We start from the raw sequence: 24,089 nt of genomic DNA, 5'->3' as shown, positions 1-24,089 counted from the left end.
CCATACGCTACAGCAAATCTCCAAGCCAGCGTTGCAAGTGTGAGACCTATTCCATGAAGCTGCCATCCATCACCGGAGAGAAACTTGAGCCAAAGTTTTTTTCAAAGCATACTTGGAACGCAGACCTTATAGATTGCGAAGGTCCTTTGCTTAGTCTCTATCGAGATGAGCAAGGTCAAGACTTGCTTTATATGTGGCTGGATTGTACAGAAAGCACGAATCGATGGGGTGTAATTCCCGTATCAAGAAGCAATCTAAGGGGTTATCTTGAACTCCGGGTTACTCTTCGAAAGATATTCATAGACTCTCCCTGGATTGCTGTTTTTAGTACAGGCGTTTCAGCTAAGCGTCGCAACTCCGCCAAGAAGACCACCTGTGAAGACCTCCCCGAGGACTATCTGCCTGACGAAGATTCCTTTTTGACGTCGGAGATCGCTACTGAGGCGGCATCCAAACTCGCAGAGGAAGTTAGCGAAGAGTATTTTCTTGGTTTAGACGGTGATATGTACATTGACGACATAGCCGCGATACCTCGTATTTATCAGCAACTATACTCGTTCCATTATGGTCTTGAACATCTGCACCGTACCGCAATCCAGAGCACACTTGGGAGGCTTGCAGGTAATTGGACTGGCGGTTTTAGTGCAGTGCACCTTTTTTCCGGGCTAAATCAAGTGACTCCTTCGATTCACCGGGCGCAAGTTGTTGAAATGCGTTATAACTCGCCCGGTCATATCAAGCTCGACCTATTGCCAGCCCTTGCAAAACAAATTGAGATATCTGCTCGGCAACTAATTGATAAGGATGCCTATATGGCTCTGGAGGATTTCTATTCTTCCACCTATAGGTACTTCAAAGAGAACAACATAAATGGATTTGATGACGAGAGAGATAGCGTTAGCCAAAATTTGCCCTCTCAAGTCTTGCAGCGGCTCGATGAGCTTGTCACGTTCTTCTTCAGGCTGATGCGGTGGGAGGATTACAGAGCCCAGTTTGGTGAGCTTCAACTTGACTCACTGCATCAACTTAGAGCACTGCTGGCTTACTATCGTAGGCTAAAAAAGCTGAAACCTTATCTTGAATCGGACAAGCTTTTCTTAGGAAAGAGCAGGCTACAAGACAAGCCTTCAAACACTGTTCCGCCTGAATCCTAATTACCCTCTGAAGTGCTCTAATGAGGCTCGTTGGATTAAGTTGTCAATGCCAAGCCGTCCAGCGAGCCTATAGAAGCTCAGGTGCTCTCAACACCGCCTTGATTTTTCGCTGTCCGGTAGTGGTAACTCCGATGAACTTGCTGCCTGCACCTTATTCTGCATCGCTCGCTGGACAGTACTAAGACCTACCCCGAGCTGCCCAGCGACCTTACGGACGCTCAGCCCTCGTTTATCGCCTGGTCATCCACGACCTTCTTGCGGCAGTAGGGGCTTGGGCGGGCACGGGGGAAGTGTCTGTACTGAGTTTTATTGTATGGGGGCTCGAAAGTTTCTATCGGTTTTCATAAGGGGGTCTCAAAGGCCTGAGCCTCCCAGTTATGATCTACCGTACTGGACTAACCAGTCAGCTTGGCTAAGACCTTCAGCTTTTCACGCCCAGACCCGGCTACCTGCCTGTTTCGCTCTTGGATTGCTGCGTTGATCTTGTCGGCCCGTTTTTCAAGCCAGTTAACGCCTCTATCAGAAACTTTCCAACCTTCGATGCTGCCGTAAGGTCCTACATGGCGTTTGAAGTAACCAAGCTTGAACGCCCGTGGACTGGGGCGGATAACGTCGACTCCCAGGTCATGGTCGAACGTCTTACAGAACTTCTTGATAGCCAGCAGGTACTGCTTGGCAAGCCCTGGCTGTTTGATCTTTGCGGCCCGGCAGGCGTCTGTCCAAGAGATGCCATGACCCGCAGCCTTTCGCATCAGTGCGCTTGCCTTGGGCATGTTGTCGGCCAGGAGCTTGTCTTTCTTGGCCAAAGCCAGAGAAGACATTCGAGCGGACAAGATGGCGTCATTGCGCATGATGACAAAAGCATCCACGACCATGACATAGAAGTCCAAAGAGCAGGCCATCGCATAAGCAATGGTGGCGCGCTCAGTTGCCCAGGTGCCGCCCTGATCACCATTAACGCTATGCAGATTTGCACACCGCTCGAAGTAGTCGCGTTCACGGCCACGCCATTGGGCAGGAGCCTTGGTCAACTCCGGTAGCGCCTTGTTGATCTCGGTGAGAGACCATAGGCCCTCCGAGTTAGGTTTGAAGGTTTTTCCTTCGATCACGATGGGCAGGTGCTCGGACTGCTCAGCGTCCATGCAGTTGATATCCATGGATGTCGTTTTCCCTTTCGATTGCTCCCCGCGTTCGCTCCCCACGGCCAGCACACAGACCCACGACATGAGGGACTGACAGTAGGCACGAGGAGCAATCGGAAGAACTGTGTTGATGGATGCCCAGCGACGGGCGAGGATGTTGATTCGGTGAGGATGATCAGCTCCTAAGAACTGCTGATCACCAAGTGCAACGAAGAGAGGCGGGGCGGGGAATCTCAAGTAGATAGCTTCGGGTCCCCCTTCCCTAAAAGTGAGGGTTTTTGGCAGTGGCGCCGTATCTCTGGTGTCGTCGTCCGACTCGATGGTGTTAGCTGCACTGCAACTGGCGGTTCCCTGCTGATCCTCGGGGGCCGTCCAGGCAGCCGCAGTGGTGTCTTAAGGGTTCACCTTCTATACCCTGCGTTAATTCCCGGTCGCGCTGGCAGGGGCGATTTCAGCTTCCAGTCGTGCTCGTACTTGTGGGTGCCGGTGCAGATAGTGCTCAATGCCCCTCAAGCAATGCCTCGCAGCCTGGGCAACCGCCTGTAGTCCTCTGCTCGAATTTTCTTGCTGCCCAAGTGCGGCCACTGAAATTGTCTTGAGGTGAAGGGCAGCGATGACTTGCCCTTGTCGCACGTTCAATCTCCCCTGACTTGTGCTGGCTGAAGTGGCTATCGAGCCGTAAACGATGTCGTCGAACCATCGAGGCCGGTCAAGAGATAGGAGCGGTATGAGATTCACCAGCGGGTTTTCTGTCCGCAGTGCTGGGCGCCCTCTCCTGGGGCCGGTTGGCTCTGGAAGACTCGGAGCATCGTTTGGCATTCGACTCATCGAGCTCGCCGCCGTAGCCGCATCGGTGAGTAGGTGAGGGCAAGCGCGCCGCCGGGCTGCCCACCGCTTGTACTGGGACTTGTTGGTTGAAAGGTCGTCGGGAATAGATTGCATGCTCCACCTCCTGGGAAACGTTGTGTCGTCTCCCAGTGAGGGGATTTGCGCGGATCAGCGTGACTTTGCTTCGTAGAAATAGGCCAGCAGTGTGTTTTTCACTTGAAATTCAAGCGAGGTCCTGCAGCCCGCCGACTCCATGTGACGTTCAAATTGCTCAGGGTAGACAGATGCCTCCCATGCCCGCTGGAGCGAGCGATAGGAGCTATCAAGAGCGCGGGGAGAAGCCTGTGCCAACTCGCGAAGCTCACCAATCGAGAAGACTTCTTCCTCGTCTACATAACCGAGTTCGCGCTCAAGCTCTTCGGCCATTTGCGTCAGCTTCCTTCCACCACGACACGCCATGGTTTCCTCCAGTTCCTCGCGAAGAACCGTTAGGTGCCCTTTCGATTTCTGCACCGCAGACAGCAGTTCTTCGCGCTCCTCCACCGCTCGAATCAGATCAAGCTTTTGGCGGAGTTCAGTGAGCAGGCCGGTTGCTTGGGAAAGTACTTCGTCGTAGGTGGTGAAGGCGCACCCTGGCTCCCTGGTTTTGGCTGCACGGTTTTTTTCGGGGGTGCTGTGGTACTGCTGTGGCGTCACGGCGCGTGCGTGTAGCGCTCGAAGGCCAGGGCGAATCTCACCACGGATCAGGCGCAGTGGCAGGTGTTTTGGGCGAGGCTGCAGATGGGGTTCCAACGATGGGGCAGACACAGTAAAGCTCCTCTTGCTGAGGTCCGAGGGTCCGGGGTCTTTACATTGCGTTGCGTTACGTTGGGTGAAGCGGAGGGGTGTTGCTTACATTTTGCCCGGAGGCATTTGGCGGCGCATCGTAGTGATGCGGGACAGCAGTGTCAACAGCTCGTTTACGCTGCCGCCCCAAGTGCGGCTATCGCCTCTTGCCCCCACGTGGTCGCATCAACCTTCGCTTCCAGTCGGTGTCCAGCATGCACGCCATGATCACGACTGTAAGCGCAAGAATTCCGACGAACTCCCAGATACTCATTCGATGGCATTCTCGAAAGCACGACGCAACGCAGCGTGAAGCGTCTCGATTGGAACCCGCTGAGAACCCGCATAAAGATCGTAGGTAATGCTGCCCGAGCTATGGCCGGTGATGCTCTGCGCTATGACTTCAGGTGTAGCGGCTGCCTTCAGCAAGCCCGATAGCGAATGTCTGAGCGAGTGAAACGACTGGTCGCTACCCGCCGCAAGACCCAGCGGTTCCCGCAGCGCGTCATTGAGAGGCTTGTTGAAGTAATGGGCCTTGGCCTTGAACAGTTTCCCCGGCTCCCCTGCGACCCATTCGAGGAATCCAGACAGGGAGAATCCGTATACGCCATCGACAAGCGGAACCTGCCGTACGGAGAAGTCATTCTTCAGGGTCTTACCCTGCTCATCCTTGTTGATGTCGATGACGGTAATTTCGCCGAATTGCTTCACGTCCGACTGAGTGAGTTGGTAAATCTCGCCGATGCGCGCACCTGTCAGGACACCAAGAGATAGTGCCCAGCGCTTCCAGTCGTCTGCTGGTAGGCCGTTAGCGTAGGCCATGATGGTCGCCACCTGATCTTGCGAGAAGGGCTTGCGGTCGCTCTCGGCACCTCGCTCGATCTTCAGGCCTTTATCGAAGGCCCGTTCAATGTGCCCATTGTTCTTGGCCCAATCCAAAACGGTCGAGAGCTGGGTCAGCAACTTGTTAACGGTCAACGGCTTCCGGCCGTCAATAAGCTTGTCCTTCAGAGCCACCATGTCAGCTCGCGTATGCGCTCTGATGTTGAGGTCGCCCAGCAGGCTGGACAGGGTCCGACAGTTGGATTGAATGGCCCGCAAGGTCGATTCTTCGACGTTCCCTCGGCGTTCGTTGATGAACAGCTCCGCAAGAGACTCGAAGGAAACCGGTTCAGCGCGCGCGCCTACAGATAGAGGCAGGAGCTGGTTGTCCAGGCGCTGCGGTGGCGCGATAACGTCCGTGCTTTCAAGGCGCTCAATGATCTCAATGAGTGGCTTGGTGTTGCCTCTCAGTCGTTCCTGCGCAGCTTTGACGATTTCCCGACCGATGCCCAAGGCTTTGTGCTGATCGACGCTTAGTGGTGCTTTGGCGGCAGCCTCTGCCAGTGCCTTGGAAAAGTCGTCGTAGATCAAGTCGTAGGCTGACAGGCTGCCGTCGTCATTGGCTCCACTCAGGTTGTCGTGTGCGATCTCCAGCAGACGTTCCTTGAGGATCGGCCAGTCAGCATCTGAGCGGTCAAGATGGAAAAGCGCCAGGGCTTTGAGAATGTCCTGGGAGAGTGTCATTGCGGTGGGCCTATCGGTAGTGCGAAGGGAAACGGTGACGCTGCGGGTCGAACAGCCCCTCGGGCGAACCCGGAGGTAGTAGATGCCGTTACGACGATAGTGCCACACAGACAGCCGCTGAGGCCGTTTCTGGTGACAGTGTTGGTGACTGGCTGGTGACACTTGGCCCTGCTCGGGCATAGCTGTGATGGTGGTCATTGTTAGGTAAGCCCTTGATTTTCATGGGTTTACCACCAGTACTTCCCGAAATTTTCCGGGTTGGCCCAGAACTTGGCATTCAGCCAGTCGGGCACCTGCTTGTATTCGTGCAGGTCGTAGGTGAACAGGTGCAGCACCTGGCCTTCGCGCTGGAAGGTTTCGGTGGCCTGGAGGGCCAGGGCGAAGAAGTCGGTGTCCTGCCAGCCGCAGGCCGCGAGGTCCACCAGCACGGCGATGCGGCTGGCGTTCAGGTTGCGGATGCCGCCCAGCAGTTCCAGGCCGGTGCGCTTGGGCAGGTGCTCCAGGCAGTCGGCCAGCAGGGCCAGGTCATAGCGCTGGGCTGCCTGGGCGCTGGGCAGCGGGGCGGCGGGGGCATGTTCCACCTGGCTGTCGGGGTGGGCGGCGGCAAAGGCTTCGGCCGCCGGCAGCGGGGTATTGCCCACCAGCAGCAGGCGGGCCGGGGCATAGCGGTCGAGCAGGGCGGCGACGGCCTGCTGCGGAGTGCGGGTGGAAAAGCTCTGGGTCATCGTGTTTCCTCGGACAGGTTTGCGAAGACTAGCTTGCCCGTGGGGCCAGGCCTAGTTCTGCCAGGTGCCTGGCTGGCAGTTTGCAGGGGCCGCGTCTTTACTCCCCAGGGATCGGCTTTCCGGGCCGACAACCACGAGGAGACAGGCATATGAGCATCACAAGGACAGCAATACCCTTGCTACTTGTGTCGACTCTGCTGACCGGCTGCGCCGGCCTGCAGAAGACCGACTGGCCCAAGTGCGCAGCAGTAGGCGGTGTAGGCGGTGCGGCGTTGGGTGCGATCGAGAGCAGTTCCTGGGCGGGTTGGGGGGCGTTGCTCGGTGGCGGCCTGGCGGCCGGCTACTGCTGGTCGCACGGCGACGGCGACGAGGATGGCGACGGCGTACCGGACAGCCGCGACAAATGCCCCGGCACGCCGCGCGGTACCGTGGTGGACGCCAACGGCTGCCCGCCGGCGGCCCCGGTGGTGGAGCAGGTGGAAGAGGTGGTGGTGGTCAAGGAGGAAACCATCGTGGTCCGTGACCTGCTGTTCGCCTTCGATTCGGCCAAGCTCGACCCGGCCGACAAGGCCAAGCTGGACACCATCGTCGCGCGGCTGCGCAACGAGGCCCCCAGCGCTCGGCTGAGCGTGACCGGGCACACCGACAGCGTCGGCAGCGATGCGTACAACCTCAAGCTGTCGGAGAAACGCGCCAAGTCGGTGGCGGACTACCTGGTGGCCTCGGGGATTCCGGCGGACAGCGTGCAGTCGGTCGGCGGGGCGGGCGAGAGCCAGCCGGTGGCCGACAACAAGACCGCTGAAGGCCGCGCGCTGAACCGCCGCGTGGAGATCGTCATCCACCGCTAGGCCGCGGCCCGCGTGGCCTGCGGCTTGGCAAGCGCAGCGCCGGGGTCTTTACTCCTGTGTTGCCGGCATTCGGTCGGTGACACAGGAGAACTTCATCATGAGTACCTTTCCACGGGTGGCTCTCTTTCTTCTGGTCGGCAGTGTTCTTTCCGGTTGTGCCTCGACGTCCAGTAAGGGCGACGCGCCGCTCAACCAGGGGAACTGGCCAATCTGCAGTGCGATCGGTGCCCTGGCCGGCGGTGGGCTGGGGGCGATCGAGAGTTCAGCCTGGGCTGGGGGCGGGGCCGTCGCGGGTGCGGTGGTCGGCGGCCTCATCTGCTATGCCCAGGACGGTGACGCGGACGGTGACGGTGTCTTCGACCGTCGCGATACCTGCCCCAACACCCCGGCCGGCATGAAGGTCAACCACAACGGTTGCCCGCAGCCGAGCTACCCCGACACGGTGCGCAACGAGCCGCCACCACCCCCGCCGCCCGCCGAGGACGAAGTCATCGTGCTGAGCGACCAGGGCAAGGTGCTTTTCGCCTTCGACTCGGCCGAGCTCACGGCGGCCGCCAAGCAGGAGCTGGCCACCATCGCGACCCGCCTGAACGGCGCCCCGATGGTGTCGGTGAAGGTGGTCGGGCATACCGACAGCGTGGGGGCCGACGGCTACAACCAGCGGCTTTCCGAGCGCCGGGCCCGCAGCGCGGCGGACTACCTGATCAGCCAGGGCGTGCCCTCGGGCAAGGTCACCACCGAAGGGTTCGGCGAAAGCCAGCCGGTGGCGGACAACGGCACCGACGCAGGTCGTGCGCAGAACCGGCGGGTGGAGATCCACGTCGACCGTTGAAACATGTCAGACCATCGAAGGGGCCGGCAGGCCCCTTCTTTTTGCCTGTTATCAACCGCTGGCATCTGGCTTATGAAGGGAGGCGCAAAGGTCGCCAGGACAGGAGGTCCGTCGCTGCAACTTTATTTCGGCGGGGGTATTTGGCTGCGACGACGTTAGGGGTAAGGTCGCCCCACTAGAAAAACAAAGGGGGTGACATGAAATTATTCCTGGGGGTGGGCAAGTCCGTTGCCCTGCTGTTCTGGCTGGCGGTGCTGGCCAATCTGTTCGAACCCTTCGCTCGACCCTTCTCCACACTGCTCAATGGCCTCGCCCTGCTGGTGCTCGGGCTGCACGTGCTGGAAGCGCTGCTCTACAACGCCCAGCTCCGGGCACGGCCGCACCCCTGGCGGGACCGCCTGCAACTGATGCTCTTCGGCGTGTTCCACCTGGCCGGACTGCCGAAGCAGGAGGCCAGTCATGCGTAGACTCTGCCTCCTCGCCCTGCTGATCAGCCCGCTGGCCCTCGCTGAAACCAGCGTGACCGTCGACACCAACAGCTTCATCAAGCTGCCGGCACTGACCGGCACACTCAGCCTCGATCGCGTGGTGATTGCCGACCACGGCACCCTCGTGGTGCCCGCCAGCATCACCGAACTCAAGGTGGGCGAGTTGCGCATGGGGCGTGATGCGCGCATCGGCATTGCCTCGGCTGATCAGCCCTTCCGCCTGGACGTCACCCAGGGTGAGATCGCCACCGGCGGCCACATCACCGCCTCCGGCGCAGCCGGCAGCATGAAGAAACCGGCCAGCGACGGCCGCGACCTGACCCTGCGCCTCGGCACCGTCGCCGTCGACGAACTCACCGTGGATGTACGCGGTGGCATCGGTGCGCCGGGCTACAGCGGCCTGGCCGGTGCCGATGGCAAGCCCGGTGGCTGCCTCTGGGGCCAGGCCAGCCGGGGCCACGATGGCCAGAACGGCGGCAACGGCGGGGAAGGGGGCAAGGGCGGGCACATTCGCCTGGAAGTGGCCCAGGACTTCCCGCTGGAGCAGGTACGGGCCCGGATCGAGGGCGGTGCCGGTGGGCCGGCCGGTGAGGCCGGTGCCCCCGGTGTGGGTGGTGCCGCCAAGGGCTGCCTGGTCTACAGCACCGACCGTGGTCAGAAAGGCCGCGCCGGCCAGCCGGGGCAGGCAGGCCCGGCCGGCACGAACGGTCGCATGGACGTGGTGCGCTACTGACCTCAGAAGCTGGGGCGGGCGGCGGCGATGGCCACCAGCAGCAGCCCCAGCAGCAGGTTGATCCCCACCAGCCGACGGATGCGCCCCAGGGCTGCGCCGCCGGCTGGCCAGTCTTCCGCCGCCACGGCGCGCTTCAGTTCCGGTAGCTGCAGCAGGCTGACCCGCAGGAACAGTGCCAGCATCGCCAGGTACAGGCCCACCATGATGTGCACGTAGCGCGGCGAGCCGTCGAAGCCGGCGAAGCGCAGGTGCATCATCCCCACGCCGCTCAGCGGCAGCGCCAGCACGGCGACCCAGACCCAGACGAAGAACCGGCGGAACACCTCGATCCACAGCTTCAGGCGCTCTGGCGGTTGCAGCGTGGTCACGGCTGCCGGGCGCAGCACCATCCAGGCGAAGAACATGCCGCCGACCCACACCAGGGCGGCGAGGACGTGGGCAGCGTAGAGCGCGGCGAAGGGCGTCATCGGGTTTCTCCAGTCGGAAACAGGGCGCGGTATGATAGCCGCCCTGTTAAAGTACTGAAAATTTATCCAGCTCTCCGGCGTCCGCAACCTCCCCATGCTCAGCACCGAACTCAAGTCCCAGATCCAGGGGGCCTACTCCCGTTTCCTCGAAGCCAAGGGGCTCAAGGCCCGCTATGGGCAGCGCCTGATGATCGCCGAGGTGGCCAAGGTGCTCGGCGCCATCCCCCAGGATGACGAAGGGCACCGCCAGGGCGAGCCGGCGGTGGTGGCGGTGGAGGCCGGCACCGGTACCGGCAAGACCGTGGCCTACAGCCTGGCGGCGATTCCTTCGGCCAAGGCAGCGGGCAAGCGGCTGGTGATCGCCACGGCCACCGTGGCCCTGCAGGAGCAGATCGTCCACAAGGACCTGCCCGACCTGATCCGCAACAGCGGGCTGAATTTCAGCTTCGCCCTGGCCAAGGGGCGCGGTCGCTACCTGTGCCTGTCCAAGCTCGACATGCTGCTGCAGGACGGCCAGGCGCAGAGCGCCACCGCGCAGCTGTTCGCCGAGGAAGGCTTCCGCATCGACGTCGACGAGAGCAGCCAGAAGCTGCTCAACCAGATGATCGAGCGCCTGGCCGGCAACCGCTGGGACGGCGACCGTGACTCCTGGCCCGAGGCCATCGAGGACCAGGACTGGGCCCGCGTCACCACCGACCACAGCCAGTGCACCAAGCGCCATTGCCCCAACTTCCAGCAATGTGCCTTCTACAAGGCGCGCGAGGGTATGACCAAGGTGGACGTGATCGTCACCAACCACGACATGGTCCTGGCCGACCTCGCCCTGGGCGGTGGCGCTGTGCTGCCCGACCCGCGCGAAACCCTCTACGTGTTCGACGAGGGCCACCACCTGCCGGACAAGGCCATCGGCCACTTCGCCCACTACACCCGCCTGCGCTCCACCGCCGACTGGCTGGAGACGGTGGCCAAGAACCTCACCAAGCTGCTGGCCCAGCACCCGCTGCCGGGGGACATGGGCCGCCTGATCGAGAACGTGCCCGAGCTGGCGCGGGAGATCCGGGCCCAGCAGCAATTCATGTTCACCGCTTGCGAAGAGCTGGCCGACTTCCGGGCCGGCGAAGACATGGAAGGCCGCGAGCGCCCGCGCCACCGCTTCGAGGGCGGCGTGGTGCCGGAGCACCTGATGGAGATGGGCATCGAGCTGAAGAAAGGCTTCGCCAAGCTCAACGACCTGTTCACCCGCCTGGCCGAACTGCTCAAGGAAGCCATGGACGGGGAGGGCGCCAACGGCCTCTCCAGCCAGCAGGCCGAGGAGTGGTACCCGCTGTTCGGCAGCCTGCAGACCCGCGCCCAGAACAACTGGGAGCTGTGGACCGCCTTCACCACCGAGGACCCGGAGGAAAGCCCGCCCATGGCGCGCTGGCTGACCCTCGCCGAGTTCGGCGCGGCCTACGACATCGAGGTCAACGCCAGCCCGATCCTCGCCGCCGAGACCCTGCGGCGGAACCTGTGGAACGTCGCCCACGGCGCCTTGGTGACCTCGGCGACCCTCACTGCGCTCGGCACCTTCGACCGCTACCGCATGCGCGCCGGCCTGCCGCGGCAGTCGGTCACGGCCGTGGTGCCCAGCCCCTTCCACCATGCCGATGCCGGCCTGCTGCGAGTGCCGGACCTCAAGGCCGACCCCCGTGACGCCGCCGCCCACACCGCCGCCATCACCCGCGAGCTGCCACGCCTGGTGGAAGGCGCCCGGGGCACCCTGGTGCTGTTCGCCTCGCGCCGGCAGATGCAGGACGTGTTCGACGGGCTGGAGCGCGACTGGCGCAAGCGGGTGCTGATCCAGGGCAACCTGTCCAAGCAGGAGACCCTCAACAAGCACAAGGCCCGGGTGGACGACGGCGAGCCCAGCGTGCTGTTCGGCCTGGCGTCCTTCGCCGAGGGCGTGGACCTGCCGGGGGCCTACTGCGAGCACGTGGTGATCGCCAAGATCCCCTTCGCGGTGCCGGATGACCCGGTGGAAGCGGCCCTGGCCGAGTGGATCGAGGCCCGTGGCGGCAACCCCTTCATGGAGATCGCCGTGCCCGATGCCTCCCTGCGCCTGGTGCAGGCCTGTGGTCGTCTGCTGCGTACCGAAAGCGACCGCGGCACCATCACCCTGCTGGATCGCCGGGTGGTCACCCAGCGCTATGGCAAGGCCATCCTCAACGCGCTGCCCCCCTTCCGACGCGAGATCGAATGACCGGACGGTCCCCGGCGCTTGACGCCGTGCTTGCCTCTGCGATCATTGCCCGCTCGCGCGGACACGGATCGCTCGACCAGCGGCAACATTCGCCGGATCCGTTGTCTATGCACTGACTTTTCTTGGGGATCGGCTTGATGTTCTCGACACCTAAATCGGCACGCCTGCTGCCCATCGTGCTGGCCCTGGCCGGCATGAGCGCCTCCGTCCAGGCCGACACGCTGTTCAATTTCGTGCGTCCGCTGGACGCCGTCACCGTCACCACTCAGGACGCTGCCCTGCCCAGCGTCACCGCGGAAACCACGCCCGAGGGCGAGGTGCTGCGTCGCCTGACCTTCAACCCCGCCGAGAAGCCCAGCCTGCGCCTGGCGCCGCAGAACGGCACCTGGGACTGGAGCCAGGCCGGCGTCATGAGCCTGCGCCTGCAAAGCGCCCAGGACTGGGCCATCACCCTCGACGTCACCGTCGAAAGCGCCGACGGCAAGACCTTGCGCAGTCGCATCGCCCTGCCGGCCGGCCCTGCCCAGACCCTGCTGCTGCCCCTGGCCGCCACCTCGCCCCGTGCCCAGGGCATGCGCGCCGCGCCGCCCCAGCCCTGGGTGAAGGACGGCAAGCGCTACCTGCTGGCCACCGAGGTGGAAGGCGAGCTGGACCTGTCCAAGGTCACCGCCGTGACCCTTTCCCTGGAGCACCCGGACGCGGCGCAGAACATCCTGCTGGGCCGCTTCGGCACCGAGGACAAGAACCCCCAGGCTGATTTCTACGCCGGCCTGATCGATGCCTACGGCCAGTACACCCGCGCCGACTGGCCGGAGAAGGTCAAGAGCGACGAGCAGCTCAAGGCGGCCGCCGAGAAGGAGCGCAAGCAGCTGGAGGAATGGAAGGCCAAGCTGCCCGAACAGGACGCCTACGGCGGTTGGCTCGGTGGCCCGAGCTTCGAGGCCAGCGGGTTCTTCCGCACCGAGAAGCGTGACGGTCGCTGGTACCTGGTCTCTCCCGAAGGCCACCCGTTCTTCTCCCTGGGCGTCAACACCGTCACCCCGGACAACAGCCAGACCTACGTCGAAGGCCGCGAGGGCATGTTCACCGCGCTGCCCAAGGACGGCGAACCCCTCGCCAACTGGTACGGCAACGGCGACAGCCGCCGCGAGACCGGCTCCAACAAGGGGCGGGCCTTCGACCATGGCCGCTGGTACGACTTCTACCGGGCCAACCTGGAGCGCACCTACGGCCCGCAGGAGCCTGCGCGCTGGGTCGAACACAGCCTGGATCGCCTGAAAGCCTGGGGCTTCAACACCGTGGGCAACTGGAGCGCCGGCGAATTCGGCACCGCCCAGCGCATGCCCTACACCCTGCCGCTGTCGATCCATGGCGATTTCGCCACCATCAGCACCGGCCTCGACTGGTGGGGCGGCATGCCCGACCCGTTCGACCCGCGCTTCGCCATGGCGGCCGAGCGGGCGATTGCCATTGCCGCCCGTGACCACCGCGACGACCCCTGGCTGATCGGCTACTTCGCCGACAACGAGCTGGCCTGGGCCGGCCCCGGCAGCGATCCCAAGTCCCGCTACGCCCTGGCCTACGGCACCCTGCGCCTGACCACCGACGTGCCGGCCAAGCGAGCCTTCCTCAAGCAGCTGCGCGACAAGTACCGCAACCAGCAGGGTCTGTCCCAGGCCTGGGGCATCGAGCTGCCGGCCTGGGAACTGATGGAGGACCCGGGCTTCGAGGCACCGCTGCCCAATCCCGAGCACCCGGCCATCGAGGAAGACCTCAAGCGCTTCCAGCGCTTCTTCGCCGACACCTACTTCAAGACCATCGCCGAGTCGATGAAGTGGCACGCACCGAACCACCTGCTGCTGGGCGGACGCTTCGCCGCCACCGTGCCGGAGGCCGTGGAGTCATGCGCCCAGTATTGCGACGTGCTCAGCTTCAACTTCTACACCCGCGAGCCGCAGCAGGGGCATGACTTCGAGTTCCTGCGCAAGCTGGACAAGCCGCTGCTGGTGACCGAGTTCCACTTCGGTTCCCGCGACCGGGGCCCGTTCTGGGGCGGTGTCTCCGAGGTCTACAAGGAAGAGGAGCGTGGCCCGGCCTACGCCAACTTCCTGAAGAAGGCCCTGGAGGAGCCGCTGATCGTCGGTGCCCACTGGTTCCAGTACCTCGACCAGCCCGCCAGCGGTCGCCTGCTGGATGGCGAGAACGGCCACCTCGGCCTGGTGGCCATCACTGACCGCCCCTACGAGGGCTTCGTCAAGTCGGTGCGCAAGACCAACCTCGACATCGCCGCGCAACTGGCCGCTCCCGCTCCGGCGGCGAACGAGTCGGCCAAGCAGCCGTCCAGCGCACCGAAGGCAGCGCCCGCCAAGCCCGAGACGCCGAAGGCCCAGGCACCCAAGCCTGAAGCCGCCAAACCGGAAGCCCCGAAGACCGAGCCGGCGAAGCCCGAGGCGCCGAAAACCGAGGCACCCAAGGCCGAGCCTGAGGCCAGCGAAGCGCCGAAGCCCGAGGCATCCAGCCCCGCGCCGGCCCAGCCTGCACCCGAGGCCAAGGATGCAGCGCCGGCACAACCCGCCGCGAACTGAGGCCAATCGCGCCGAACTTCAGCGGGGTTCACAGCAGACGGCGGCATCGCAACAATGCCGCCGTCGTCTTTTTTGAAGGAGAGTGATGGTGCAGATCCAGGGTTACTTCGACTTGCGTTTCGAAGCGGTGCGCGACCAGTTCGCCGCCCTGTTCGAGGGCTCCCAGGAGCGCGGGGCCGCGCTGTGCGTGCAGGTGGGCGGGGAGACCGTGCTCGACCTGTGGGCCGGCACCGCCGACAAGGACGGCCAGCAGGCCTGGCACAGCGACACCCTGCTGAACCTCTTCTCCTGCACCAAGACCTATGCCGCCGTCACCGCCCTGCAATTGGTGGGGGAGGGCAAGCTCGACCTCGATGCACCGGTCGCCCGCCTGTGGCCGGAGTTCGCTGCCGCCGGCAAGGAGCGCATCACCCTGCGCCACCTGCTCAGCCATCGTGCCGGCTTGCCGGCGATCCGCGAGCCGTTGCCGGCCGAGGCGCTCTACGACTGGGACGCCATGACGACCGCCCTGGCCGCCGAGCAGCCCTGGTGGACGCCGGGCGAGGGCCATGGCTACGCGCCCATCACCTACGGCTGGCTGGTGGGCGAACTGATCCGCCGTGCCGATGGCCGTGGCCCGGGTGAATCCATCGTGGCCCGCGTGGCCCGGCCCCTGGGGCTGGACTTTCACGTCGGCCTGGACGATGCCGAATTCCACCGTGTCGCCCACATCGCGCGGGGCAAGGGCAACCTAGGGGATGCGGCGGCCCAGCGCCTGCTCAAGTGCATGATGAGCGAGCCCACCGCCCTCAGCACCCGCGCCTTCACCAATCCGCCGTCGATCATGACCAGCACCAACAAGCCCGAATGGCGGCGCATGCAACAGCCGGCGGCCAACGGCCACGGCAATGCCCGCAGCCTGTCCGGCTTCTATGCCGGCCTGCTGGATGGCAGCCTGCTGGACTCGGCACTGCTGGCCGAGCTGACCCGCGAACACAGCCTGGGTGACGACCGCACCCTGCTGACCCAGACCCGTTTCGGCCTGGGCTGCATGCTGGAGCAGCCCGATGTGCCCAATGCCACCTACGGCATGGGGCGCCTGGCGTTCGGCCATCCGGGCGCGGGCGGTTCCATCGGTTTTGCCGATCCGGAGCGCGACGTTGCCTTCGGCTTCGTCACCAACACCCTCGGTCCCTATGTGCTGATGGACCCCCGCGCCCAGCACCTGGCACGCACCCTGGCGAGCTGCCTGTAGCGCCACTCGTCAGCTGGAACGAATATCCCTTTTCGGATTAATGGGTTGCGTCCAGAATTTCAGCCTGAATCTGAGATTGATGCGCCATCACGCGATGGCGCATCGGCTTTCTTCACCTCTCCTGTCACGGGCCCTTTCCATGAAGCTGTTCAAGTACTCCACCTTGATCCTCTGCATGACCGTTGCTGGTTGCAGCACCTTCAGCCATGACAAGCAGCCGGCGGAGGCCCAGGCGCAGAACAGCGGCACCCACCACTGGTGGTGGCCGTTCGGTGGGGGCGAGCAGAAGGCCGAGCCGGCCAAGGTCGCCAAGATCGACACCCAGGCCACCCAGGCCTGGCTGGACCAGTACGAGCCGCGCCTGCGTGAAGCGGTGAAGGGCTCGCGCATGGAAGTGGAGCGCCGCGACAACGTGCTGGTGGTCACCGCGCCGGTGGACGGTTCCTTCAACCCGGACCGCCCGAGCATGCTGCTGCCGATTTCCCTCGGGCCAGTGTCCCGCGTTGCCAAGCTGGTGGAGGGCGATGCCAAGACCGGCGTGCTGGTGCTCGGTCATGCCGATCCGTCCGGCGACGACGCCAAGAACCGCCAGCTCAGCCAGGAGCGGGCCCAGGCCGTGGCTGCCATCTTCCGCCTCAGCGGGCTGCAGCGTGACCGCCTGTCGCTGAAGGGTGTGGGCTCCGACATGCCGCGTGCCGCCAACGACAGCAAGGACGGCCGTGCCCTGAACCGCCGTGTGGAAATCGTCCTCACCCCGCAGGACACCCTGGTGGCCCTGCTGGCGCGATACAACCAGCCGCCCAAGGTCGCCCAGCAGGCGGTTGCGGCAGATCAAGGCAAGTGAGCAATCCTCGGATAGGCTAGCGTTTTCCCTTTCCGGAGAGCCCCCATGACCCAGACCCTGGCCGATATGCGCCGCGACTACACCCGCGACGGACTCAGCGAGGAGCAGGCCCCCCAGGAGCCGCTCGCGCTGTTCCATCGCTGGTTCGACGAGGCGGTGAAGACCGAGCAATTGCCCGTCGAACCCAACGCCATGACCCTGGCCACGGTGGACGCCGATGGGCGCCCCCATTGCCGGGTGCTGCTGCTCAAGGGGCTGGATGAGCGTGGCTTCACCTTTTTCAGCAACTACGACAGCGCCAAGGGCGAGCAACTGGCGGCGCGGCCGTTCGCGGCCATGACCTTCTTCTGGCCCAGCCTGGAGCGCCAGGTGCGCATAGAGGGGCGCGTGGAGCGAGTGACTCCGGCGGAGTCGGACGCCTACTTCCAGGTCCGCCCGCTGGGCAGCCGCATCGGCGCCTGGGCCTCACCGCAGAGCCGGGTGATCGCCGATCGCGCCGAACTGGAGGCCTTGCTGGCCGACACCGAGCGGCGTTTCCTCAACCAGTCCCCCACCTGCCCGCCGCACTGGGGCGGCTACCGGCTGCTGCCGGAGCGCGTCGAGTTCTGGCAGGGGCGCCCCAGCCGGCTGCACGACCGCCTCAACTACCGCCTGGTAGACGGTCGTTGGCAGCGCGAGCGCCTCGCGCCCTAGGACGCCTAGGATGCCTGGGGCGGCTGCGGGTAACGGCTGGCCGCCTGCTCCAGCCAGGCCTGCAGCGCCTTGCGCTTGATCCCCGCAGCCTTCGCCGCCTCCAGTTGCTCCAGCATGTAGGCGCGGCGCTGCGGGTCATCCCCCGCCATCGACAGGGCCAGGTCGCGGTCCACCCAGCGCTTGATGCGCACGTAGATCCACCAGTGGAAGTACAGGCCCGCGACGGTTGTGACGACGATGATGAAGTAATCCATGGACTAACCTTGCTGCTCGGCACCCTGGCGTCGTTTCGTTGTCCGATGGCCGTGGCTGTACGGAAACTGAACGAGTCTGCACTTTGGCCGAGCGTCGAGTGACAGTTGAAGGTGCCGCGCAGTCTAATGGAGGCGCATCCACTCTGGAGGAAAAATCATGCGTAAATCCGTTCTGCTGGCCGCTTCGTTCGCCTCGATGGCGATGGTTCTGAGCGGCTGTCAATCGAGCCTGACCGGAGACACCTACTCCCGCGCCGAGGCCCGCCAGGTGCAGACCGTGCGCATGGGGACCATCGAATCGCTGCGCCCGGTGAAGATCGAGGGCACCAAGACCCCCATCGGCGCCGGTGCCGGTGCGGTGGTGGGCGGTGTCGGCGGCAGCGCCATCGGCGGTGGCCGTGGCAGTGTGGTGGCCGCCGTGATCGGCGCCGTGGCCGGTGGCCTGCTGGGCGCCGCGACCGAAGAAGGCCTGACCCGCACCCAGGGCGTGGAGATCACCGTGCGCGAGGATGACGGTTCCATGCGCGCCTACGTGCAGGAAGTGCAGGAAAACGAGATCTTCCGTGTCGGCGAACGTGTTCGCATCATGACCGTCAATGGCACCAGCCGCGTGACCCACTGATCCATCCCCCCGCAACCGGCGGGCTTTCCGCCGGTTCGTCCCCTACGCTTCATCTCACCAGCCAACCGGCAGGCGATTCATGGCTCTGTAGAGCGGGTCGCCTGTTCCGGCTTGCTAGGTTTTGAAATAATTCATGCATGCGCGGTGATCGATAGTTCTGGATAATCGATCACCGCATCGCCATTGCCGTGCTCAGCGCTGGCAGGCCGAAAGAGGAGGATTTCGATGCTACTGGCGCTGATCGTCGCCCTGCCGTTCCTGGGAACCCTGTTGCCGCTGCTGTTCGGCCGCCATTGCCGCACCCGTGCCGCGCTGGCAGCCGCCGTGGCGCCGGCCATCGGCCTTGGCCTGCTGCTCGCCCAGGCCGGCACCGTGCTGGGTGGGGAGGTCCTGAAACTGTCCATCCCCTGGTTGCCGCAGCTGGGGCTGAACTTCAGCCTGCGCCTGGATGGGCTGGGCTTCCTCTTCGCGCTGATGATCCTCGGTATCGGCCTGCTGGTGATCCTCTACGCCCGCTACTACCTCTCCGAGCGCGAGCCCTGTGGCCGCTTCTTCGCCTACCTGCTGCTGTTCATGGGTGCCATGCTCGGCGTGGTGCTGTCCGAGAACCTGCTGCTGATGCTGGTGTTCTGGGAGGCCACCAGCCTGTCGTCGTTCCTGCTGATCGGTTTCTGGGGGCACCGCTCCGACGCCCGCAAGGGCGCGCGCATGGCGCTGGCGGTCACCGGTGGCGGCGGCCTGGCGTTGCTGGCGGGCATCCTCCTGCTCGGGCAGATCGCCGGCAGCTTCGAGCTGACCGAGGTGCTGGCCCGGGGCGAGCTGATCCGCCAGCACAGCCTCTATCCGGTGATGCTGTGCCTGGTGCTGCTGGGGGCGCTGACCAAGTCGGCGCAGTTCCCCTTCCACTTCTGGCTGCCCCACGCCATGGCCGCGCCGACCCCGGTGTCCGCCTACCTGCACTCGGCGACCATGGTGAAGGCCGGTGTGTTCCTCCTGGCGCGGCTCTACCCGGCCCTGGCCGGCACCGACCTGTGGTTCTACCTGGTGGGGCTGAGCGGCCTGGCGACCCTGCTGCTGGGCGCCGGGATGGCGCTGTTCCAGCATGACCTCAAGGGCCTGCTGGCCTATTCCACCATCAGCCACCTGGGCCTGATCACCCTGCTGTTCGGCCTGGATACCCCGCTGTCCAACGTCGCGGCGGTGTTCCACATCATCAACCACGCCACCTTCAAGGCGTCGCTGTTCATGGCGGCCGGCATCATCGACCACGAGACCGGCAGCCGCGACATGCGGCAGATCAACGGCATGTGGCGCTACCTGCCGCACACCGCCGTGCTGGCGATGGTCGCCTCCCTGGCCATGGCCGGGGTGCCGTTGCTCAACGGCTTCCTCAGCAAGGAGATGTTCTTCAGCGAGACCCTCGGCCAGGACCTGCTGGGCAGCTTCAGCTGGTTGATCCCGGCCGGGGCGACCCTGGCGGGCGTGTTCTCGGTGGCCTACTCGCTGCGTTTCGTCCACGACGTGTTCTTCAACGGCGAGCCGCGCCAGTTGCCCAAGTTCCCGCCCCACGAGCCGCCGCGCTACATGAAGGTGCCGGTGGAGGTGCTCGTCGCCCTGTGCCTGCTGGTGGGCATGGCGCCGAACTTCAGTGTCGCGCCCCTGCTGGCGGCCGCATCCTCGGTGAGCATGGGTGGCACGCTGCCGGAGTACAGCCTGGCGATCTGGCACGGGCTCAACCTGCCGCTGCTGATGAGCACCCTGGCACTGGTCGGCGGCGTGCTGATCTACATCGGCCGCAAGCCGCTGTTCCGCTGGTACGAAGGGCTGCCGGACGCGGACGCGAAGGAAATCTTCGAGGCAGCCGTCCAGCGGCTGATCGGCGTGGCTGCGCGCTTCATCGCCGCGCTGGAGAACGGCTCCCTGCAGCGCTACATGGCGGTGCTGCTGCTGGCGGCCATCGTCGTGGTGGTCGTGGCCCTGGCGCCGCTGACCTCGCTGACGGGCTCGCGGCCGCTCACCGGGCTGGATGGCGTGACGGCGGTGGGAATGCTGGTGCTGGCCGCCAGCGGTGTGCTGACGGCGTTGCTGCACCGCCAGCGCATGGTGGCGCTGCTGGTGCTGGGCGTCGGCGGCCTGCTGGTGGCCCTGGCCTTCGCCCGCTTCTCCGCGCCCGACCTGGCACTGACCCAGCTGACGGTGGAGGTGGTGACCCTGGTGCTGCTGATCCTCGCCATGTACTACCTGCCCTCGCGTACCCCGGCGGAAAGCTCCAGCCTGCGCATCCTCCGCGACCTCGGCCTGGCCGGCGCCGGCGGCACCCTGGTGGGCCTGCTGACCTACGCGGTGATGACCCGCCCGTACACCACCATCGCCGACTACTTCATTGCCAACGCCATCCCCGGCGGCGGCGGGCACAACGTGGTCAACGTCATCCTCGTGGACTTCCGCGGGTTCGACACCCTGGGCGAGATCACCGTGCTGGCGATTGCTGCGGTGGGCGTGCATGCGCTGCTGTCCGGGCTGTTGCTGCGCAACCCCACCTGCGATCCCCAGGGCCGGAACTGGGCACGGGCCAAGCACCCGCTGATCCTCGAAACCCTGTCGCGGCTGCTGCTGCCCTTGGCGCTGATGGTGTCGGCCTTCATCTTCCTGCGCGGGCACAACCTGCCGGGCGGCGGCTTCATCGCCGGCCTGATCACTGCCGTGGCCCTGGTGTTGCAGTACATCGCCAGCGGTTCGACCTACGTCGAGTCGCGGCTGCCGCTGCGCTACCAGCGCATGGCCGGCTGCGGCGTACTGCTGGCCGGCCTTACCGGGCTGGGCAGCTGGGCCTTCGGCGCCCCGTTCCTGACCTCGGCCTTCGACCACTTCCACCTGCCGCTGGTGGGTGAGTTCGAACTGGCCACGGCACTGGCCTTCGACCTGGGCGTCTACCTCGCCGTGGTCGGCGCCGTGATGCTGATCCTCTCCGGGCTCGGCAAGCTGAGCCTGCACCCGCCCATGACCGAGGAGGTCCACTGATGGAAGCCCTGTTCGCCGTCACCCTAGGGCTGCTCACCGCCAGCGGCCTGTACCTGCTGCTCCGGGCGCGCACCTTCCCGGTCGTGCTCGGGCTGACGCTGTTGTCCTACGCGGTCAACCTGTTCCTCTTCGCCATGGGGCGCCTGGCAGGCGACGCCGCCGTGCTCGGCCAGGGCGGCACCCCGGCCGACCCGCTGCCCCAGGCGCTTGTGCTCACCGCCATCGTCATCGGCTTCGCCATGACCGCCTTCGTGGTGGCCCTGGCCCTGCGGGGCGTCGGCGAGCTGGGCAACGACCATGTCGATGGCCGCCGTGACGGGGAGGGCCGATGAACCACCTGCTTATCCTGCCGATCCTCCTGCCCCTGTTCGCCGGGGCGGCGCTGCTGATGCTGCCCTCGCTGGAGCGCATCAAGCGCACCCTGTCGATCCTTGCCTGCCTGGCGCTGATTCCCGTGGCCCTGTTGCTGATGCGGCAGGCGGCGGAAGGCGACCTGCAGGTGTACGCACTGGGCGGCTGGCAGGCACCGTTCGGCATCGTGCTGATGCTGGACCGCCTCAGCGCGCTGATGCTGCTGGTCACCGCCGTGCTCGGCACCGCCGTGGCGATCTATGCGGCCCGGGGTGACGACCGCCGGGGCATGCGCTTCCACGCGCTGCTGCAGTTCCAGCTGCTGGGCCTGAACGGTGCCTTCACCACCGGCGACCTGTTCAACCTCTTCGTGTTCTTCGAGGTGATGCTGATCGCCTCCTATGCGCTGCTGTTCCATGGTGGCGGTGCCGAACGGACCCGCGCCGGTTTGCACTACGTGGTGCTGAACCTGGTGGGCTCGGCGTTCTTCCTGATCGCCCTGGGCGTGTTCTACGGCATCACCGGCACCCTCAACATGGCCGACCTGTCGGTGAAGGTGGCCGCCGTGGCACCCGCCGATGCGCCGTTGCTGGCGGCTGCCGGGCTGCTCCTGCTGGTGGTGTTCGCCCTCAAGGCGGCGTTGCTGCCGCTGCACTTCTGGCTGCCGCGTGCCTATACCGTGGCCAGTGCGCCGGTGGCGGCGCTGTTCGCGATCATGACCAAGGTGGGCGTCTACTCCATCGTGCGGGTCTACCTGCTGGTGTTCGGTGCCGGGGCGGGTGAGCTGGCCCACCTGGGCAACGACTGGCTGTGGCCGCTGGCGCTGCTGACCATGGCGGTGGCCGCACTCGGCGCCCTGGCTGCTGCCAGCCTTCAGGCGCTGGTGGCCTACCTGGTGCTGCTCTCCGCCGGCACCCTGCTGGCGGCCGTGGCCCTGGGCACGCCGGCCTCCCTGGGCGCGGCGCTGTACTACCTGGTGCACAGCACCTGGGCGGCGGCCGGGTTGTTCCTGCTGGCCGACCTCATCAGCCGCGAGCGTGGCGAACGCCGGGGCGCGCTGGTGCAGGGGCCGCTGCTGGAGCACCCGGCCCTGCTGGGCGGCGCCTTCTTCTTCGCGGCCATCTCGGTGGCCGGCCTGCCGCCGTTGTCCGGCTTCATCGGCAAGCTGCTGCTGCTCAAGGCTGCGACGCCGGGCCTGCCGACGGCCTTGCTGTGGGGCGTGCTGCTGGGCGGCAGCCTGCTGTGCCTGGTGGCCCTGAGCCGGGCCGGCAGCACCCTGTTCTGGCGCACCACCGGGGCTGATGCGCCCGGCGGCGAGGGGCTCGACGGCGTGCGCCTGGCCGTCACCCTTGCGCTGCTGGGCCTGGCGGTGCTGCTGGTGGTGCTGGCCGGCCCGCTGATGGGCTACCTGGAGACCACGGCCACCCAGCTGCACGATGTTGATCTCTACCGGCAGGCCGTCCTGCCAGGAGCGGGCGCATGATCCGTCGTCTCTTGCCCCATCCGGCCACCAGCCTGCTGCTGCTGGTCACCTGGCTGCTGCTGGTGGATTCCCTGTCCTTCGGCCAATGGCTGCTGGGGGGCGCGCTGGCCGTGCTCATCCCGCTGCTGTGCAACCCGCTGATGCTGGAGCATCCGCGCGCCTGGCGCCCGGCCCGCCTGGCCCGGTTCATCCTGCTGGTGCTGTGGGACATCCTGGTGGCCAACTTCCTGGTGGCCCGCCAGACCCTCGGCCCGATCCGGCGCCTGCAGCCGGGGTTCGTCGAGGTGCCGATCGACCTGGACAACGAAATGGCCATCAGCCTGCTGGTGTGCGTGGTGTCCCTGACCCCGGGCTCGGTGTCCGCCGACCTCAGCGGCGACCGCCGCATCCTGCTGGTCCACGCCCTGGACGTGCCCGATGCCGACGCGCTGGTGGCGGAGATCAAGCAGCGCTACGAAGCGCCCCTCAAGGAGGTGTTCCCATGCTCGCGTACGTGATTCCCGTCTGCCTGGGGCTGCTGGTAGTGGCCATGCTGCTCACCCTGGCCCGCCTGGTGCGCGGACCCTGCCTGCCCGACCGGGTGCTGGCGCTGGATACCCTCTACGTCAACGCCATCGCCATGCTGATCCTGCTGGGCATCTGGCAAGGCACCAACCTGTATTTCGAGGTGGCGCTGCTGATCGCCGTGCTGGGGTTCGTCGGCACGGTAGCGGTGGCCAAGTACATGCTGCGCGGAGACATCATCGAATGAACATCGCCGACCTGCCCCTGTGGGCCGAGATCCTGGTTTCCCTGCTGTTGCTGCTGGGGGCGCTGTTCGTGCTGATCGGTGCCATCGGCCTCTATCGCCTGCCGGATTTCTTCATGCGCCTGCACGGGCCGACCAAGGCCACCACCCTGGGTGTGGGCAGCCTGGTGATGGGGTCGCTGGTGTACTTCTCCTGGGTGTCCGGCACGCTCAGCTTCCACGAGCTGCTGATCAGCCTGTTCCTCTTCATCAGCGCCCCGGTCAGTGCCTACATGCTGGCCAAGGCCGCTGTGCTGCAGCAGCTGCCGCTCACGTCGCGGACCCGCGGCAAACCCTGGCAGCAGTAACAGTTTTGCCGGGCGGCTGTGCCTGTCGGGGGCGCCTGCCGCCCCCTAGACTGTCGATTT

General features: G+C 65.1%; 22 protein-coding genes and 1 pseudogene. 17 read left to right on the top strand and 6 right to left on the bottom strand.

Features of this window, described 5'->3' with window-relative positions; all coding sequences use genetic code 11:
• Nucleotides 1-53 precede the first annotated feature (53 nt).
• Nucleotides 54-1,154 carry a DUF6575 domain-containing protein gene (locus tag FBY21_RS12895; protein ID WP_142011466.1) on the top strand — a complete coding sequence of 367 codons (1,101 nt, stop codon included), beginning with the start codon at nt 54-56 and terminating at the stop codon, nt 1,152-1,154.
• A gap of 395 nt (nt 1,155-1,549) precedes the next feature.
• On the opposite strand, the gene FBY21_RS12890 is transcribed toward FBY21_RS12895, so the two are convergent.
• The 4 genes from FBY21_RS12890 to FBY21_RS12875 all read right to left on the bottom strand — a co-directional run bounded on the left by FBY21_RS12890 (nt 1,550) and on the right by FBY21_RS12875 (nt 6,240).
• The gene (locus FBY21_RS12890; protein WP_142011464.1) at nt 1,550-2,311 is read right to left on the bottom strand and encodes a hypothetical protein; all 762 of its coding nucleotides are present in this window, start codon (nt 2,309-2,311) and stop codon (nt 1,550-1,552) included.
• Nucleotides 2,312-3,292: 981 nt separating this feature from the next.
• Nucleotides 3,293-3,820, bottom strand: a complete 528-nt coding sequence (locus FBY21_RS12885) for a hypothetical protein (protein ID WP_142011462.1) — start codon at nt 3,818-3,820, stop codon at nt 3,293-3,295.
• A 399-nt stretch (nt 3,821-4,219) separates the two neighbouring features.
• Nucleotides 4,220-5,515, bottom strand: a complete 1,296-nt coding sequence (locus tag FBY21_RS12880) for a site-specific integrase (RefSeq protein WP_142011459.1) — start codon at nt 5,513-5,515, stop codon at nt 4,220-4,222.
• Between the two features lie 227 nt (nt 5,516-5,742).
• A complete protein-coding gene (locus tag FBY21_RS12875) occupies nt 5,743-6,240 on the bottom strand; it encodes a DUF6231 family protein (RefSeq protein ID WP_044413338.1) in 498 nt (165 codons plus the stop codon).
• 149 nt (nt 6,241-6,389) lie between these two features.
• Here FBY21_RS12875 and FBY21_RS12870 point away from each other — a divergent pair, with 149 nt between their 5' ends.
• From FBY21_RS12870 to FBY21_RS12855, 4 genes are all read left to right on the top strand, one after another.
• Nucleotides 6,390-7,088: an OmpA family protein gene (locus FBY21_RS12870; RefSeq protein ID WP_044413342.1), complete on the top strand. Its 699-nt coding sequence runs from the start codon at nt 6,390-6,392 to the stop codon at nt 7,086-7,088.
• A 97-nt stretch (nt 7,089-7,185) separates the two neighbouring features.
• On the top strand, nt 7,186-7,920 hold the full coding sequence (locus FBY21_RS12865; protein WP_142011457.1) for an OmpA family protein: 735 nt from the start codon (nt 7,186-7,188) through the stop codon (nt 7,918-7,920).
• 197 nt (nt 7,921-8,117) lie between these two features.
• Nucleotides 8,118-8,387 carry a DUF1145 domain-containing protein gene (locus FBY21_RS12860; protein WP_074969177.1) on the top strand — a complete coding sequence of 90 codons (270 nt, stop codon included), beginning with the start codon at nt 8,118-8,120 and terminating at the stop codon, nt 8,385-8,387.
• The gene (locus tag FBY21_RS12855; RefSeq protein WP_142011454.1) at nt 8,380-9,141 is read left to right on the top strand and encodes a collagen-like protein; all 762 of its coding nucleotides are present in this window, start codon (nt 8,380-8,382) and stop codon (nt 9,139-9,141) included. The genes FBY21_RS12860 and FBY21_RS12855 overlap by 8 nt, the downstream gene beginning before the upstream one ends.
• Nucleotides 9,142-9,143: 2 nt before the next feature.
• Here the strand turns inward: FBY21_RS12855 and FBY21_RS12850 are convergent, their stop codons facing one another.
• Nucleotides 9,144-9,608: a CopD family protein gene (locus tag FBY21_RS12850; protein WP_044413353.1), complete on the bottom strand. Its 465-nt coding sequence runs from the start codon at nt 9,606-9,608 to the stop codon at nt 9,144-9,146.
• Between the two features lie 94 nt (nt 9,609-9,702).
• Between FBY21_RS12850 and dinG the strand changes: the two genes are divergently transcribed.
• The 5 genes and pseudogenes from dinG (at nt 9,703) to pdxH (ending at nt 17,203) form a co-directional block, all read left to right on the top strand.
• Nucleotides 9,703-11,847: an ATP-dependent DNA helicase DinG gene (gene dinG / locus FBY21_RS12845; protein ID WP_142011451.1), complete on the top strand. Its 2,145-nt coding sequence runs from the start codon at nt 9,703-9,705 to the stop codon at nt 11,845-11,847.
• A 137-nt stretch (nt 11,848-11,984) separates the two neighbouring features.
• Nucleotides 11,985-14,432, top strand: a complete 2,448-nt coding sequence (locus FBY21_RS12840) for a beta-agarase (RefSeq protein WP_409563795.1) — start codon at nt 11,985-11,987, stop codon at nt 14,430-14,432.
• 88 nt (nt 14,433-14,520) lie between these two features.
• Nucleotides 14,521-15,666: a serine hydrolase domain-containing protein gene (locus tag FBY21_RS12835; protein ID WP_142016424.1), complete on the top strand. Its 1,146-nt coding sequence runs from the start codon at nt 14,521-14,523 to the stop codon at nt 15,664-15,666.
• 139 nt (nt 15,667-15,805) lie between these two features.
• Nucleotides 15,806-16,507, top strand: a pseudogene (locus FBY21_RS12830) (OmpA family protein); the annotation flags it as partial.
• 48 nt (nt 16,508-16,555) lie between these two features.
• On the top strand, nt 16,556-17,203 hold the full coding sequence (pdxH, locus tag FBY21_RS12825; RefSeq protein WP_044413361.1) for a pyridoxamine 5'-phosphate oxidase: 648 nt from the start codon (nt 16,556-16,558) through the stop codon (nt 17,201-17,203).
• A gap of 5 nt (nt 17,204-17,208) precedes the next feature.
• Here the strand turns inward: pdxH and FBY21_RS12820 are convergent, their stop codons facing one another.
• On the bottom strand, nt 17,209-17,457 hold the full coding sequence (locus tag FBY21_RS12820; protein ID WP_044413363.1) for a hypothetical protein: 249 nt from the start codon (nt 17,455-17,457) through the stop codon (nt 17,209-17,211).
• Nucleotides 17,458-17,614: 157 nt separating this feature from the next.
• Between FBY21_RS12820 and FBY21_RS12815 the strand changes: the two genes are divergently transcribed.
• The 7 genes from FBY21_RS12815 to FBY21_RS12785 all read left to right on the top strand — a co-directional run bounded on the left by FBY21_RS12815 (nt 17,615) and on the right by FBY21_RS12785 (nt 24,029).
• Complete coding sequence (locus tag FBY21_RS12815; RefSeq protein ID WP_074969173.1) at nt 17,615-18,079, top strand: glycine zipper 2TM domain-containing protein; 465 nt, start codon at nt 17,615-17,617, stop codon at nt 18,077-18,079.
• Between the two features lie 225 nt (nt 18,080-18,304).
• Nucleotides 18,305-21,100, top strand: coding sequence for a monovalent cation/H+ antiporter subunit A (locus FBY21_RS12810; protein WP_142011449.1), 2,796 nt, complete (start codon nt 18,305-18,307; stop codon nt 21,098-21,100).
• Complete coding sequence (locus FBY21_RS12805) at nt 21,100-21,432, top strand: Na+/H+ antiporter subunit C (protein WP_044413370.1); 333 nt, start codon at nt 21,100-21,102, stop codon at nt 21,430-21,432. Before FBY21_RS12810 ends, FBY21_RS12805 begins: the two co-directional genes overlap by 1 nt.
• Complete coding sequence (locus tag FBY21_RS12800) at nt 21,429-22,934, top strand: monovalent cation/H+ antiporter subunit D (RefSeq protein WP_142011447.1); 1,506 nt, start codon at nt 21,429-21,431, stop codon at nt 22,932-22,934. The genes FBY21_RS12805 and FBY21_RS12800 overlap by 4 nt, the downstream gene beginning before the upstream one ends.
• Nucleotides 22,931-23,431, top strand: coding sequence for a Na+/H+ antiporter subunit E (locus FBY21_RS12795; protein ID WP_044413375.1), 501 nt, complete (start codon nt 22,931-22,933; stop codon nt 23,429-23,431). Before FBY21_RS12800 ends, FBY21_RS12795 begins: the two co-directional genes overlap by 4 nt.
• Complete coding sequence (locus FBY21_RS12790) at nt 23,416-23,685, top strand: K+/H+ antiporter subunit F (RefSeq protein ID WP_044413378.1); 270 nt, start codon at nt 23,416-23,418, stop codon at nt 23,683-23,685. The genes FBY21_RS12795 and FBY21_RS12790 overlap by 16 nt, the downstream gene beginning before the upstream one ends.
• Nucleotides 23,682-24,029 (top strand): Na+/H+ antiporter subunit G, encoded by a 348-nt coding sequence (locus FBY21_RS12785; RefSeq protein ID WP_082078339.1) that lies wholly within the window; start codon nt 23,682-23,684, stop codon nt 24,027-24,029. The genes FBY21_RS12790 and FBY21_RS12785 overlap by 4 nt, the downstream gene beginning before the upstream one ends.
• Nucleotides 24,030-24,089 lie beyond the last annotated feature (60 nt).

Source organism: Pseudomonas sp. SLBN-26 (assembly GCF_006715895.1).
Lineage (GTDB): Bacteria > Pseudomonadota > Gammaproteobacteria > Pseudomonadales > Pseudomonadaceae > Metapseudomonas > Metapseudomonas otitidis.
The sequence above is the reverse complement of the archived record's forward strand: the minus strand, read 5'-3'. Positions and strand labels throughout refer to the sequence as shown.